Raw genomic sequence first — 15,308 nt, forward strand, 5'->3', positions numbered from 1 at the left:
CTTTGAACAGCAAATTAATCTTATCTATTCCACCTCAATCTCAAAACTCCTTAAAAAAGCGATTGAGTTTTCAATATCATAATGCAAAATGCGATCTTCTTGTACAAAAGGAACTTCGGTACGATAAGAAAAAATAAATTGCTCAATAAACTCACTGGATTTCAATGGTCTTCTGAACTCAATGGCTTGCGAAGCATTCATTAATTCAATGGCTAAAATGCGTTCTAAATTTTCAATAATTTTAAAACACTTTGTTGCCGCATTCGCACCCATACTAACGTGATCTTCTTGTCCGTTACTGGAAACAATACTATCAATACTTGCCGGAGTGGCTAATTGTTTATTCTGACTAACTATACTTGCAGCCGTGTATTGCGGAATCATAAAACCGGAGTTTAAACCGGGATTGTCAACCAAAAATGCAGGTAATCCACGAAGTCCGGAAATTAATTGATACGTTCTTCTTTCAGAAATACTTCCTAATTCTGCTAAAGCAATTCCAAGAAAATCTAATGCTAAAGCCAATGGTTGTCCGTGAAAATTTCCACCGGAAACTATAATATCTTCGCCTACAAAAACATTTGGATTATCGGTTACAGAATTGATTTCTGTTCGAAAAACTCTTCGCACATAATCCATTGTATCTTTTGAAGCTCCGTGAACTTGCGGCATACATCGGAAAGAATACGGATCTTGAACGTGCGTTTTCTTTTGATTGATAATTTGACTTCCATCTAAAAAATCAGTAATTCGCTGAGCTGTTTCAATCTGACCTTTGTGCGGGCGAACCAAGTGAATCAATTCGTTAAACGGATCAATTCGACCATCAAAACCTTCTAAAGAAATGGTTCCAATTAAATCGGCCAAATAGGATAATTTATACGATTTTAATAAAATATGAACACCATAAGCACTCATAAACTGCGTTCCGTTCAACAATGCCAAACCTTCTTTGGATTGTAAAACGATAGGTTTCCAATTAAAATGGGCGAGAACTTCTTTGGAATGGACTTTTTTCCCTTCAAAATATACTTCACCTTCACCTAACAATGGTAAACTCAAATGTGCTAACGGAGCCAAATCGCCCGAAGCACCTAAAGAACCTTGCGTATAAATTATTGGTAATACATCATTGTTGAAAAATTCTATCAATCGCTCAACGGTTTCTAATTGAACTCCTGAATTTCCGTAACTCAACGATTGAATTTTAAGCAACAACATCAATTTTACAATCGAGTTTGGTACTTCATCGCCTGTTCCGCAAGCGTGTGATTTCACTAAGTTTTCTTGAAGTTGTGAAAGATTTTCATTTGAAATTTTCACATTACACAACGACCCAAATCCGGTATTAATACCATAAATCGGATCGGTTTGCGATTGCATTTTCTTATCTAAATAATCACGGCATTTCTGTATGTTGACTTTTGCTTCTTCTGATAAAGCAAGCCATTTATTTTCAAGTAAAATTTGATTGATGGTTTCCAACGAGAGTAGGTCGGAACTGATATAATGATAATGGTCCATTTATTGTTTGGTTGAGGTTTCAAAATTCCGCAAACGTTTGCATAAATGCAACATAATTGTGGTTTTTTTAATAACAAATTGTGAATTGAATTTCTTATTTTTGAGAAACTAAACAATTATATGATGAAAAAAATTATCGCATTACTATCTGTAATTTGCTTTATTTCTTGTCAGGATAAAGAAATTATCACCACCTTTTCAGGAAAAATTGCAAATACTGAATCAAAAACCATCAAATTAGAAGGGTTAAATTTTTCGAAAGAAATTAATCTTAATACAGATGGAACATTTTCAGACACGCTTCAATTGGATTACAACGGACTTTATTCGTTGATTTTAAATGATGAAAATCAACGATTCATTTATTTGGAAAACGGATTTCAATTGAATGTTGAAAATAATGCGGAAGAGTTTGAAAAGTCTTTTGTTTTCAAAGGAAATGGTTCTGATGAAAATAATTTTATGTCAAAAAAACATCAAGTTATTGAGTCCGTTTATGGTAAAATGAATGACTGGGAAAGTGCTAAACCGTTATTCACTTTGGATGAAAAAGCTTTCATAGAAAAAAATGAATTGTACAAAAAAGAAATTTTGAAAGCATTGGATGAAGCAAAATTATCTAATGCAAATTTTGTGAAAAATGAAAAATCAGATACCGATTTTCATGTTTTAAGAATGTATGTGCAATATCCTTCTAATTATGGTTATTTAACTAACAATAGAGCATTTAAGGCTTCCGAAAGCTTTCCAAAAATTGGAGATGATTTCTCGATGGATAACGAAGAATTATTTAAGTTCTCCTTTTCCTACCGTAATTTAGCTGGACGTAATTTTTATGAAAAAATGTATGCAGAAGCAGATTCAACTAAAACACCGCTTGAAAAAGGTTTTGAGGTTTTAAAACCTATCAAAAGTAAACTCATTCAAAGTGAATTGGTTAAAAATATGATGTATGAATTGAATGGTTCAACTCCAAATTTAGAAACCGTTTATAATGAAATGATGAGTTATTCACTGGATGAAAAGTTTAAAAAAGAATTAACTGACAAGTTTGAAATTGTAAAAAATCTTGTTAAAGGTTCACCCTCTCCTACTTTTGATTATGAAAATATAAATGGCGGAAAAACTTCTTTAGAAAGTTTGAAGGGGAAATTTGTTTATATTGATGTTTGGGCTACTTGGTGCGGACCGTGCATTGCCGAAATTCCTGCTTTAAAAGAAGTTGAAAAAGAATATCATGGAAAAAACATTGAATTTGTCAGCATTTCTATTGATGATAAAAAAGATCATGAAAAATGGAAAAAAATAGTGGCTGATAAAGAATTAAAAGGTGTCCAATTATTTGCGGATAACGACTGGAAATCTGATTTTGTTAAAAATTATGCTATCGACGGAATTCCAAGATTTATTTTGATTGATACGGAAGGTAAAATCGTAAATGCTGATGCTCCAAGACCGTCTGATGCAAAGTTGAAAGAATTGTTGAATGAAGTTGGATTGTAAATTTCAATCTTTCTGATTTATATTTAAACCATTTAGAAATTAACTTAGTTTCTAAATGGTTTAATTTTTTAATTCCAAAAAAACTTTCCCTAAATACTTTATAATATCCGAAGCAATAAAACCTCCGTAACCCATATCGTTCATGGCAATATCAGCGGTTCGACCGTGAAAATAAACACCTAAAAGTGAAGCATCAACGGCAGAATAGCCTTGAGCACGAAAACTAGTAATCATTCCGGATAACACATCGCCGCTTCCACCTGTTGCCAAAGCTTGGTTTCCTGAAGAATTGACATACACGTTTTTGTCATCTATAATTAAAGTATAAGCACCTTTGATTAAAACCACCAAATGGTACATTTTGACAAATGATTTTACTTTTTCAATTTTGTTAAAATCATCTTCCCAAGTTCCAATCAACCGTTCTAATTCTTTGGGATGTGGTGTCAAAATGGAGTTCTTTGGCAGTAAATTCATCCATTCTGAATTTTCAGAAAGAATATTCAATGCATCGGCATCAATCACTAGAGGAATTTTATTCTCCTTTAAAAAGTGATATAAAGCTGCTGTAGTTTCCTCCTCTTGACCAATTCCCATTCCAATTCCGATTGATTTTGGTTGAAGATTAAATTCAATGTTGGTTATTTTATGATAATTTTCATCAGTCATCACCATGACTTCCGGTGTGGCGGTTTGTAAAATTTCGTAACCACATTTAGGAATAAAAACCGTTGCCAAACCGCAACCTGACCGCAATGCAGCTTGCGAAGCCAAAACCATTGCTCCAATTTTTCCATAGCAACCACCAATCAACAACACATGGCCTTGCGTTCCTTTATGCGAAAATTTTGAAATGGGCTTGTATCGCTTTTTTATTTTATTCAAATCGGTATAATAATAATTGGTGTGAATTGATTCGATAGATTTCACATCTAAATCAATTGGCAACAAAACAATTTCATTAATAAAACTTTCATTATCAGGCAAATAAAAAGCCAATTTTGGGAACTGAAACGTGAGAACAACATCTGAATGAATGGCAATCATTGTTTTTTTATCCAAAAATAATCCGGATGGAACATCAATGGAGACTTTAAACGATTGATGATAATTAATTTTTTGAATCAAAATTTGAAGCCAACTATCCATTTCTCTAGTTAAACCAATTCCGAAAATGGCATCTACAATAACATGATTTTCAGCTATATCAGGAAATTCAGATGCAGCATTAATTACTTCATATGTTAAATTACTTTCTTTTAAACGATCTAAATTTGTATCAAAATCCGATGAAAATTTATCCGTAAACGGAACAACATACACATGAACGTCAAAGTAATTTTGTTTCAACATTCTAGCAATTACCAATCCGTCACCTCCGTTATTTCCAACTCCACAAAATATGTGGTAAACGGTTTTTTTATCTTGAAAATGATTCACCAACCACAAAAAAGCTTGTAAAGCAGCTCGTTCCATCAATTCTAAAGAAGTGATTTGCTGCTTTTCAATTGTTAATTTATCAAGTTCTTTGATTTTTTCTGCATTAAATATTTTCATCTGTATCAGATTACAAAGTTTATTGAAGTATTCGCAAAAAGTTTCAGTTTTATATTTCCTATATGTAAATTTATTACATTTGTTTCAGATGAAATCACAAAAGAACATATTTTATTCAAACAACTCCTTCAATTCGTTGAACGGATTTTCTTTTGGCACATCTTCTACAACTACAACCCCATTCGGGGTATAATTTTTACATATCATCCGCATCCATGCTTATTCGAAAGGATAAAATAAAAACCCTGTTTTTAAGTAAAAAATAATCAAATGAAAGTATTAAAATTCGGCGGAACTTCGGTTGCCAATGCTCAAAATATAAAGTTAGTTCTCGAAATTGTTGAACAAAAATCTAAAGAAGATAAATTAATCGTGGCTGTTTCAGCCTTTAGTGGCGTAACTGATTTACTTTTGTCTGCTGCACAAAAAGCAGCTTCAAAAGATGATTCCTATCGCGATGTCGTTTTACAAATTGAGAAAAAACACCTCGAAGCCATTAAAGAATTGGTTCCAACTAACGAACAATCGGCTTTGTTGCATTATTGTAAAAAGAAAATTTCCTTATTGGAAACGTTGTTGGATGGTTGTTATTTGTTGGGTGAATTAACCGCTCGAACATCCGATATGATTGTGAGTTTTGGTGAGTTGTTATCGTCTTACATTATTGCTGAAGCGATGAAACAACAGCTATCAAATAGCAGTTTTAAAGATAGTCGGGAACTAATTAAAACCAATAATAACTTTGGAAAAGCTGAAGTGAATTTTGAAATTACGAATACAACTATTATTGATTATTTTAATTCTACTACTTATCAAGTTACACTCATTCCCGGTTTTATTGCTTCTTCATTAGATGGAAATACGACCACGTTAGGTCGTGGTGGTTCTGATTATACTGCTGCGATTGTTGCTGCAGCTTTGAAAGTCAAAGAATTAGAAATTTGGACCGACGTCAACGGAATGTTTACCGCCAATCCGAAAATCGTTAAACAAGCTCAACCCATTGAAAAAATTACGTATGAAGAAGCGATGGAATTGTCACATTTTGGTGCAAAAGTGCTTTATCCGCCAACTATTCAACCCGTTTTAAGCAAAAATATTCCGATTTGGATAAAAAACACATTTGAACCGGAAGCTTTTGGAACGTATATTTCTTCTGAATCTAATCCGAACGGAAATCCGATTAAAGGAATTTCACATATTGATAAAATTAGTTTGATTACGTTGGAAGGTTCAGGAATGGTAGGAGTTGCCGGAGTTTCTAAACGTTTGTTTGAAGTTTTATCCAATCATTCTATCAATGTTATTTTTATCACACAAGCTTCATCAGAACATTCCATTTGTATCGGAATTTTAAATGCTGATGCCGATTTGGCAAAAACAGCAATTGATAAAATCTTTGAATTGGAAATTTCACAACAAAAAATCAATCCGTGTGTGGTTGAAAAAGATTTGTGCATCGTGGCTTTAGTGGGCGAACAAATGAAAAACCACCAAGGAATTAGTGGAAAAATGTTCAGTACTTTAGGCAAGAATAACGTAAATATTCGTGCGATTGCTCAAGGTGCTTCCGAGCGGAATATTTCTGTGGTAATCAATGAAAATGATGTAAAAAAAGCATTGAACACGTTACACGAACGTTTTTTTGAAGAACAAACCAAACAGTTGAATTTATTTGTAATGGGAGTTGGAAATGTAGGTGAAAAATTCATCGAACAAATTCACCAACAAAAGAAATTCTTAAAAGAAAATTTAAAAATAAATCTGCGGGTTATTGCACTTTCCAATTCCAGAAAAATGGTTTTTGATGAAGAAGGAATTTCATTAAAAGATTGGAAAACTGATTTGGATAATGGTGAAAAAGCTTCAAAAGCTGATTTTATTGAAAAAACAAAAGCACTCAATCTACGGAATAGCATTTTTGTTGATATTACGGCAAATACTGAAGTTTCTAAAACCTACGAACATTATCTTCGAAAAAATATTGCGGTCGTAACGTGCAACAAAATAGCTTGTTCATCTGAGTATGATAATTATTTGAATTTGAAACGCTTATCGCGAAAATACAATGCTCCATTTTTGTTTGAAACGAATGTAGGTGCGGGTTTACCAATTATTGATACGTTGAAGCATTTGATAGCTTCGGGTGATCGAATTCATAAAATTCAAGCGGTTTTATCGGGAAGTTTGAACTTTATTTTTAATAATTTTAGCGAAACCTATAATTTTCACGACGTAGTGAAAGAAGCCGGAGTACAAGGTTTCACCGAACCTGATCCAAAAATCGATTTAAGTGGTGTTGATGTGGCCCGAAAAATTCTGATTCTTATTCGCGAGAGCGGTTATCAAATGGAAATGGAAGACATTGAAAATATTTCGTTTTTACCAAAAGAATGTATGGAAACCAAAACCAATGAAGACTTTTTCAAATCCTTAATCAAACACTCGAGTCATTTTGATAATTTATTGAAAGAAGCGAAAGAAAAAGATTGTCGTTTGAAATTTGTTGCTAAATTCGATAACGGAAAAGCCAGCGTTGGTTTACAGTTTATTCCAAAGGAAAGTCCGTTTTACAATTTAGAAGGAAAAGATAATATTGTTGAATTTTTCACCGATCGTTATGTAGATCAACCGTTGATAATCAAAGGAGCCGGTGCCGGTGCTGCCGTGACTGCTTCGGGTATTTTTGCGGATGTGATTCGGATTGGAAATGTTTAATGAAGGTTCTGAGGCACTAAGGTTCTAAGCAACCTCAGAACCTTAGTGCCTCAGAACCTTAGAACCTTTAAAAAAAAATGAACGAAATAAAAATATTCTGCCCCGCCACCGTAGCCAACTTATCCTGTGGATTTGATGTCTTAGGATTATGTTTAGAAGGCATTGGCGATGAAATGATTATTCGCAAAAGCGATGAAAAAGGAATCCGAATTACCAAAATAACCGGAGCCGATTTACCTTTGGAAACCAATAAAAATGTAGCTGGTGTTGCCGGATTGGCGATGTTAAACCACTTGGATTTAGAATTCGGATTTGAGATTGAAATCCATAAAAAAATCAAAGCCGGAAGCGGAATTGGTAGTAGTGCCGCAAGTGCAGCAGGAGTTGTCGTTGGAATTAACGAGTTATTGGGGAATCCTTTGCATCGAAAAGATTTAATTCCGTTTGCCATGGAAGGTGAATTTTTAGCCAGTGGAAGCTATCACGCCGATAATGTTGCTCCTGCAATTTTGGGCGGATTTACGTTAGTTCGAAGTTATGAACCGTTGGAAGTTATTAAAATTAATAGTCCGAAGGATTTATATGTAACAATTATTCATCCGCATATTGAGGTGAAAACATCCGAAGCCAGAAACATTTTACCTAAAGAAATTGCGTTAAAAACAGCCATTACACAATGGGGAAATTTAGGTGGTTTCATTAGTGGATTATATACCGAAGATTATGCTTTAATGGGTCGTTGTTTGCAAGATGTTGTAGCCGAACCTTATCGAAAAAACTTAATTCCTGAATTTAATAATGTAAAAAAATCGGCTTTAGAAAATGGTGCATTAGGTTGTGGCATTTCCGGTTCAGGACCTTCAATTTATGCATTGAGTAAAGGTATTCAAACATCTAAAAATGTGGGTAATAAAATGAAAGAAGTCTATTTGAAAACCGGAATTGAATATGCTATTTATGTGTCTAAGGTTTGTGATAAAGGGGTGAAAATGATTTAAAAAACTATTTATTTACTAATTTCTGTAAATTTAAAACTAAAGCTTCAACTTCCTTTTTATCAACTTTAAATAATAAAATTTCAATTTCTGAATCCTTTGTCTGAATGATTAATTTATCTTTTTCCTTATAATTACTAAAACTTCCCAAATCAAATATAAAATCAATTACTAAACTGAAAATTGATACAATCCAATTTGTTTTGCCTTTTATTAAACTAATAGAAGTAATTGAGTTGTATTTATATTCACCTTTATTGGAAGGAGTATCATCATCAATCAAATGAAAATTATTTTCATTCAATGTAAATACTAACAGGGGTTTCTTTCTTAAATTATGAATCGTAGTAGCCATCAATTACTCCTCTTCCCTATTCTGAAACTTCGTTCGCTTACTACCTTCGTAAATATCATACTTCAACAACCTGGCTTCTAATTTTCCATTGAATAATTTGATTTTTCGGGAAGGTTTTAATCCCACAAATTTCAATGCTTCTAAATTAGCTGTGATAAACCAAGCTTGCGTGTTGGGATAACTTTGTTTGAAAGTGTCGCCAATTTCTCTATAAAATCGTTCCATATCAATATCCAAACGTTCACCATAGGGTGGATTGAAAACCATATGAAGTGGACCTTCCGTTTGTTTTTCTGTTTCAAAGAAGTCTTTCTGTTCAATCGTAACATAATCATCCAAATTGGCATTTTGAATATTGTCTTGTGCTTTTCGAACTGCACTGGGAGCTTTATCAAAACCTTTTATCGTATAATGAAATTCTCTTGTTTTCTTCATCAAACTATCAATAATTTGGTCGAATAAATCATTGTCCCAATCATTCCATTTTTCAAAAGCGAATTCTTTTCGATTGATATTAGCCGGAATATTACAAGCAATCATCGCAGCTTCGGCTAAAATGGTTCCGCTTCCGCACATTGGATCGAGAAAATGAGAAGTTCCATCCCAACCGGAAAGAATCAACATTCCGGCTGCTAAAACTTCATTTATTGGAGCAATATTCGTAGCCGAACGATAACCACGTTGATGCAACGATTCACCGGAGGTATCCAATGAAACCGTACATTGATCACGATCTAAGTGAATATGAATTCGCAAATCGGGAAAATCTTTATCAATACTCGGACGAACACCGGTTTTTTCACGAAATTGATCCACAATCGCATCTTTCGTTTTTAAAGCTACAAATTGTGAGTTGTTAAAAGCTTCAGAATACAATGTGACATCCACCACAAAAGTCTGCTTTTCATTCATAAACTGACTCCAATCTATGCTGTAAATTCCATCATACAAACTCTTGTCATTAAACACTTTAAACCATTTAATTGGCTTCAAAATTTTAAGAGCTGTTCGCAACGATAAATTGGCTTTGTACATAAAACCTTTGTCGCCGGAAAAAGTGACAACTCGTGTCCCGGTTTGCACATCTTGTCCGCCTAATTGCTGTACTTCTTTGGCTAAAATATCTTCAAAACCAAAAAAAGTTTTGGCTACCATCTTAAAATTCTTCTCCATAACTGTTTAAATCTGTAAAACTTGGCAAAAATACACTAAATTTGCACGTTCTTAAAGCATCTATCCAATTAATGTCAGAATCTAAAATTCCTTCAACTCGCAACTCGCAACTCGCCACCGAAAACTGGTACGCCTCTTGGTTTGACACTCCGTATTATCATATTCTTTACAAAGACAGAGATTATGAAGAAGCACAGGCGTTTATGGATAATTTAACCGAATATTTGAATTTACCCGAAGAAGCCAAGATTTTAGATCTAGCTTGTGGAAAAGGTCGTCATTCGATTTATTTGAATCAATTGGGTTATGATGTAACAGGAGCCGATTTGTCTGAAAACAGTATAAATGCAGCTTCAAAATCATCGAATGAAAAACTGCATTTTGTGGTTCATGACATGAGAATTTCATTTGAAGAAAAGTTTGATGCCATTTTCAATTTATTCACCAGTTTTGGTTATTTTGAAGATGATGCGGATAATTTAACGACGCTAAAAGCCATTCGCGACAGCTTAACAGAATATGGATTTGCTGTAATTGATTTTATGAATGTGGATTTTGTGTTGGAAAATTTAAATCCGGAAGAAACTAAAACCGTCGATGGAATCGATTTTCATATTAAACGATATGAAAAAGACAATCATATTTATAAAGAAATTTCATTTTCGGATAAAGGAAAAGAGTTTCATTTCACCGAAAAAGTGCAAGCTCTCCGATTAGCCGATTTTGAAAAGATGATGGACGAAGCCGGAATTTATTTATTGGATGTTTTTGGCGATTACAAACTCCGAAAATTCTATAAAGCACAATCTGAACGTTTAATTTTGATCTTTAAATAAATGCAGTACATCATCACTTTTTCGGCTGTTATTTTAGGTTTTTTGATTGCTTTATTTTTAAAACCTCAAAAGAAAAAAAACATCAAATTATTACTGGCTTTTAGTGGAGCTTTTTTACTTTCGCTAACTGTTTTGCATTTACTTCCTGAATTATTTGAAGATTCTCATCATGTTCATGAAGGCGAACATGTGCATTCGAGCATTCCCGTAGGCGTTTTTATTATGATTGGAATTTTGTTCCAAATTGTCTTAGAATTTTTCTCCAAAGGTGCCGAACACGGTCACGTTCACGTGCATACCGATGAAAACAATGAAGTGCATCATATTCCATGGTTATTATTTATTAGTTTGTGTATTCACGCCTTACTAGAAGGATTTCCAATTCATGAAAACACCAACTTGGCTTATGGAATTGCAGTACACCACTTCCCTATCGCCATTATTTTGACACTGTTTTTTGTTAATGCGAAGATGAATAAATGGATGGTTTTTGCCTTTATGTTTTCGTTTGCTTTGATGACGCCAATCGGAACTTTATTAGCGGAACATTTGCATTTTGCACAACATTATTCCAAAGAAATTTCAGCCATTGTAGTGGGTATTTTATTTCATATTTCTTCTACTATTATTTTTGAAAGTAATGAAGGTCATAAATTCAATTTGGCTAAAATCACGATGATTGTATTGGGATTTTTATTGGCATATGTGATGGAAATGGGGCATTCGCATTAAGGTTTTCTATTGTCGGTTGTCGGTTTTCTGATTTGGGGTGAAGTTATATTTCGTCATTGTAATCAAAAAAAACTCAGCTTCTCAGTAACTCAGCAACTCAGCAACTTTTTTTACTATTTTCAACTTTGGGAACATTCAAAATTCACTTATCTTTGAGTGAAAATTAAAAGTATGTCTTTTACCAAAACAACCGAACAATCCTCCAACTACGAACATCTGGAAAAGATGTCAGTTTCCGAATTACTACAAAACATTAATAATGAAGATAAAACCGTTCCATTAGCGGTTGAAAAAGCCTTGCCTCAAATTGAAAAAACTGTTGAAAAAGTGGTTAGTCAGTTGAAAAACGGCGGAAGACTTTTTTATATCGGAGCCGGAACTTCTGGTAGATTAGGTGTTGTGGATGCTTCGGAATGTCCACCAACGTTCGGAGTTCCGTTTGATTTGGTCGTGGGAATCATTGCAGGTGGCGACAAAGCCATCCGAAAAGCGGTAGAATTTGCCGAAGATGATACTGAACAAGCTTGGAAAGATTTATCTGAATTCAACATCAATCAAAATGATTTCGTCATAGGAATTGCGGCTTCAGGAACTACGCCTTATGTGATTGGTGGTTTAGAAAAATGCAATGAAAATAACATTCCAACGGGTTGTATTACTTGCAACGAGGGAAGTCCGCTCTCACAAGTTTCGCAATTTCCGATTGAAATTGTGGTTGGACCGGAATTTGTAACCGGAAGTTCTCGCATGAAAGCCGGAACTGCACAAAAGTTGGTTTTGAATATGATTTCAACCGCTACGATGATTCAACTTGGAAAAGTGAAAGGTAATAAAATGGTGGATATGCAATTGAGCAACAATAAATTAGTTGACCGAGGTATTCGAATGATAATGAGCGAAATTCCTGTGAGTTATGAAGAAGCGGGAATTTTGTTGGAAACGTATGGTAGTGTTCGGAAAGCGGTGGAGAATTTTCAGTCGCAGTAAGCATTAATCTACCTTAGAAACTCAGTCACTCATAACCTTAGCAACTTAAAAAATATGGACAACAAAGAACTCCTCTTTAAAGGAATAAAATATGCAGTAGGTTCCATTCCTTTGATGTTTTTGGGACCAATCCTCATTCATAATGCCTTTATGAACAAACATACTTGGATTCATTACATCGTTTTGGGTGTCGGAATCTTTGTTTGTATAACAGCCGTTTCTTTAATGTTTAAAGGAATAAAAATTATGATGAAAAGTTTATTTGATGAAAACGAAAACTAATTACCTCAAGAGTGTCAAAAAACAATTTCTCTACTATAAAACGTTGGGAGAAAAAGCGATGGAGCAACTTGAACCGGAGCAACTTTTTGTTTCGTTGAATGAAGACACGAATTCAATTTCAATTATTGTGAATCATTTAGTGGGAAATATGCTTTCGCGATGGACCGACTTTCTAACTACCGACGGCGAAAAAGAATGGCGAAATCGGGATACAGAATTTGAAGAAATTCTCAAAACCAAACCTGAACTTTTAGCTCATTGGGAAAAAGGTTGGCAATGTTTATTTGATGCATTAAATGGTTTACAACCGGAACAACTAAACGAAATCATCTATATTCGAAACGAAGGCCATACCGTTTTAGAAGCTATCAACCGTCAATTAGCTCATTATCCTTACCACATTGGACAAATTGTGTTTTATGCCAAAATGATAAAGAAAACCGAATGGCAAAGTTTATCCATTCCTAAAAATAAATCCAATAATTACAATACTGATAAATTTTCGAAAGAAAAAAGCATTAAGAATTTTACTGATGATGAATTAAAAAAATTACAATGAAAAAAATACTTCCACTCTTAAGTTTATTATTGATTTCTTGTTATCAGCAAGAGCGAAATTGTGCTGATTTTAAAACGGGGAAATTTCAATTTGAACAAGAAATTGATGGCAAAATAGAAATTTCTCTTTTTGAACGAAATGATACGTTACAAATAGAGACCTTCCGAGGAAAAACAGATTCCTCCTCCGTTCGATGGTTAAATGATTGCGAATTTGTCTTGCAAAAGCTTCATCCGAAAGGCATGAAAGAAAAAAAAGCAATTCACATGAAAATTTTAACAACAAACGAAAAAAACTATACATTTGAATATTCTTTTGTGGGCGAAACTGCGAAACAAAAAGGAGTGGTTACAAAGCAATAACAAGCACTTTTTTATATTCAATTTAGTTTTAATTTTATGGAAATATTTTTAAATCCTGATACCTGGATTGCCTTATTAACATTGACATTCTTAGAGGTAATTCTCGGAATTGACAATATTATTTTCATTTCTATTGTTGCCGGAAAACTTCCGGAAGAACAACGTAAAAAAGCCATCCGACTTGGATTGTTTTTAGCAATGTTCATGCGAATAGCACTTTTATTTGGAATTACTGTTCTAATTGCAATGAAAGAACCCTTTTTTCATGTTGATTTATCGTGGTTTGATGTCGATGTCACCGGACAAAGTATTATACTCTTTCTCGGTGGTTTGTTTTTAATTTATAAAAGCACCAAAGAAATTCGTGAAAAAGTAGAACATTCAGGAGAAGAGGCACTTAGCTTGAAAAAAGCCGCTGTAAAATCATTTGGTAATGTTATTTTTCAGATTTTATTAATTGACTTAGTCTTTTCTGTAGATAGTATTTTAACCGCAGTTGGAATGACCAATGGCGTTCCGGGTGCCTTGACAATCATGATAATTGCTGTTGTTGTTGCTGTTTCTATTATGATGTTTTTTGCCGTTCCGGTTGGTAATTTTGTAAACAATCACCCATCCATACAAGTCTTGGGGTTAGCTTTTCTGATTCTCATCGGATTTATGTTAATCACAGAAAGTGCTCACTTGGCACATGCTAAAGTCTTTGATCAAGAAGTAGGTGCTGTCCCCAAAGGATATCTCTATTTTGCCATTGCATTTTCGTTAGGTGTTGAATTTATTAATATGAAAATGAGAAAGAAAAATATCTCTACATAAAAAAAATAAAAAAAGAATGTAACAATTTTCATCGTGATGAATCAAAAGGAAAACTTTTAAAAATCACAACTTATGAAAACTGTTACATTTTTTATTTTATCACTTGTAAGTTCATTAGCAACTTCAATGTATGCTCAAAAATCATTTGACGTAAGTATTAAAGGAAAAGGAGAACCTATTTTTCTACTTCCCGGTTTTGGATGTACGGGCGAACTTTGGAACGAAACTGTTTCCGAACTTTCTAAAACCCACGAATGCCACATTTTTACATTTGCAGGTTTTGGTGATGTTGCTCCAATTGAAATGCCTTGGTTCTCAACAATCAAAAATGAAATCATAACTTACACCAAATTAAACAAAATCAATAAACCTACTTTAGTTGGTCATAGCTTGGGTGGAACGTTAAGTTATTGGTTGGCAGCTATTGAACCTGATTTATTTAAAAAAGTGATTGCAGTTGATGCTCTTCCCTGCTCCGCTGCATTGATGCTTCCAAATTACAATGGAGAAAAAATTCCTTATGATAATCCACAAAGCAAAATGATGTTGCAAATGGATGATGCAGCTTTTAAAGGAATGAATGCACAGCAAGTACAGTTTATGTGTAAAAATCAAGAGAAGCAAAAAGTGATTCTTGAAATGATGAATAAAGCCGATCGAAAAACCTACGTTAATGGTTATATTGATATGCTTAATCTGGATTTGAGAGAAGAAATTTCAAAAATAAAAGTTCCTGTGATTATCTTAGCTGCTACATTTCCTGATAAAGCTACGGTTGAAAAAACCTATCAAGCACAATTTGAAAAATTACCTTCTGTAAAAATTGATTATGCTGAAAATGCCGCTCATTTTGTAATGTATGATCAACCGGAATGGTTTTTAAAAAATCTAATCGAAAATTTAAACTAA

At 33.7% G+C, this 15,308-nt stretch carries 15 protein-coding genes; 11 read left to right on the forward strand and 4 right to left on the reverse strand.

Annotated features, from left to right (window positions below):
• Positions 1-24 precede the first annotated feature (24 nt).
• Positions 25-1,524: a histidine ammonia-lyase gene (gene hutH / locus IEV15_RS07100; RefSeq protein ID WP_188361818.1), complete on the reverse strand. Its 1,500-nt coding sequence runs from the start codon at positions 1,522-1,524 to the stop codon at positions 25-27.
• Between the two features lie 123 nt (positions 1,525-1,647).
• Between hutH and IEV15_RS07105 the strand changes: the two genes are divergently transcribed.
• Positions 1,648-3,027 carry a TlpA family protein disulfide reductase gene (locus tag IEV15_RS07105; protein ID WP_188361819.1) on the forward strand — a complete coding sequence of 460 codons (1,380 nt, stop codon included), beginning with the start codon at positions 1,648-1,650 and terminating at the stop codon, positions 3,025-3,027.
• 60 nt (positions 3,028-3,087) lie between these two features.
• Here the strand turns inward: IEV15_RS07105 and IEV15_RS07110 are convergent, their stop codons facing one another.
• Positions 3,088-4,584 (reverse strand): NAD(P)H-hydrate dehydratase, encoded by a 1,497-nt coding sequence (locus IEV15_RS07110; RefSeq protein ID WP_188361820.1) that lies wholly within the window; start codon positions 4,582-4,584, stop codon positions 3,088-3,090.
• Between the two features lie 270 nt (positions 4,585-4,854).
• Between IEV15_RS07110 and thrA the strand changes: the two genes are divergently transcribed.
• Together thrA and IEV15_RS07120 are read left to right on the forward strand one after the other, a co-directional pair.
• Positions 4,855-7,302 (forward strand): bifunctional aspartate kinase/homoserine dehydrogenase I, encoded by a 2,448-nt coding sequence (gene thrA, locus IEV15_RS07115; RefSeq protein ID WP_188361821.1) that lies wholly within the window; start codon positions 4,855-4,857, stop codon positions 7,300-7,302.
• Between the two features lie 77 nt (positions 7,303-7,379).
• Positions 7,380-8,300, forward strand: coding sequence for a homoserine kinase (locus tag IEV15_RS07120; RefSeq protein ID WP_188361822.1), 921 nt, complete (start codon positions 7,380-7,382; stop codon positions 8,298-8,300).
• 4 nt (positions 8,301-8,304) lie between these two features.
• Here the strand turns inward: IEV15_RS07120 and IEV15_RS07125 are convergent, their stop codons facing one another.
• Both IEV15_RS07125 and IEV15_RS07130 read right to left on the reverse strand, forming a co-directional pair.
• Positions 8,305-8,652 (reverse strand): hypothetical protein, encoded by a 348-nt coding sequence (locus IEV15_RS07125; RefSeq protein WP_188361823.1) that lies wholly within the window; start codon positions 8,650-8,652, stop codon positions 8,305-8,307.
• A 3-nt stretch (positions 8,653-8,655) separates the two neighbouring features.
• Positions 8,656-9,825 carry a THUMP domain-containing class I SAM-dependent RNA methyltransferase gene (locus tag IEV15_RS07130; protein ID WP_229734115.1) on the reverse strand — a complete coding sequence of 390 codons (1,170 nt, stop codon included), beginning with the start codon at positions 9,823-9,825 and terminating at the stop codon, positions 8,656-8,658.
• Positions 9,826-9,896: 71 nt separating this feature from the next.
• On the opposite strand from IEV15_RS07130, the gene IEV15_RS07135 reads away from it, so the two are divergent.
• The 8 genes from IEV15_RS07135 to IEV15_RS07170 all read left to right on the forward strand — a co-directional run bounded on the left by IEV15_RS07135 (position 9,897) and on the right by IEV15_RS07170 (position 15,308).
• Positions 9,897-10,661 (forward strand): class I SAM-dependent methyltransferase, encoded by a 765-nt coding sequence (locus tag IEV15_RS07135; RefSeq protein WP_188361824.1) that lies wholly within the window; start codon positions 9,897-9,899, stop codon positions 10,659-10,661.
• Positions 10,662-11,393 carry a ZIP family metal transporter gene (locus IEV15_RS07140; protein WP_188361825.1) on the forward strand — a complete coding sequence of 244 codons (732 nt, stop codon included), beginning with the start codon at positions 10,662-10,664 and terminating at the stop codon, positions 11,391-11,393.
• A 171-nt stretch (positions 11,394-11,564) separates the two neighbouring features.
• The gene (murQ, locus tag IEV15_RS07145) at positions 11,565-12,380 is read left to right on the forward strand and encodes an N-acetylmuramic acid 6-phosphate etherase (protein WP_188361826.1); all 816 of its coding nucleotides are present in this window, start codon (positions 11,565-11,567) and stop codon (positions 12,378-12,380) included.
• Between the two features lie 54 nt (positions 12,381-12,434).
• Positions 12,435-12,662, forward strand: a complete 228-nt coding sequence (locus IEV15_RS07150) for a DUF6095 family protein (RefSeq protein WP_188361827.1) — start codon at positions 12,435-12,437, stop codon at positions 12,660-12,662.
• The gene (locus IEV15_RS07155; RefSeq protein WP_188361828.1) at positions 12,646-13,221 is read left to right on the forward strand and encodes a DUF1572 domain-containing protein; all 576 of its coding nucleotides are present in this window, start codon (positions 12,646-12,648) and stop codon (positions 13,219-13,221) included. The genes IEV15_RS07150 and IEV15_RS07155 overlap by 17 nt, the downstream gene beginning before the upstream one ends.
• Complete coding sequence (locus IEV15_RS07160) at positions 13,218-13,583, forward strand: DNA topoisomerase IV (protein ID WP_188361829.1); 366 nt, start codon at positions 13,218-13,220, stop codon at positions 13,581-13,583. The genes IEV15_RS07155 and IEV15_RS07160 overlap by 4 nt, the downstream gene beginning before the upstream one ends.
• Before the next feature lie 36 nt (positions 13,584-13,619).
• Positions 13,620-14,399, forward strand: coding sequence for a TerC family protein (locus IEV15_RS07165; protein ID WP_188361830.1), 780 nt, complete (start codon positions 13,620-13,622; stop codon positions 14,397-14,399).
• A 72-nt stretch (positions 14,400-14,471) separates the two neighbouring features.
• Complete coding sequence (locus IEV15_RS07170; protein ID WP_188361831.1) at positions 14,472-15,308, forward strand: alpha/beta fold hydrolase; 837 nt, start codon at positions 14,472-14,474, stop codon at positions 15,306-15,308.

Origin of the sequence: Flavobacterium orientale, from assembly GCF_014638005.1 — a bacterium.
In the GTDB taxonomy this organism is placed as follows: Bacteria; Bacteroidota; Bacteroidia; order Flavobacteriales; family Flavobacteriaceae; genus Flavobacterium; species Flavobacterium orientale.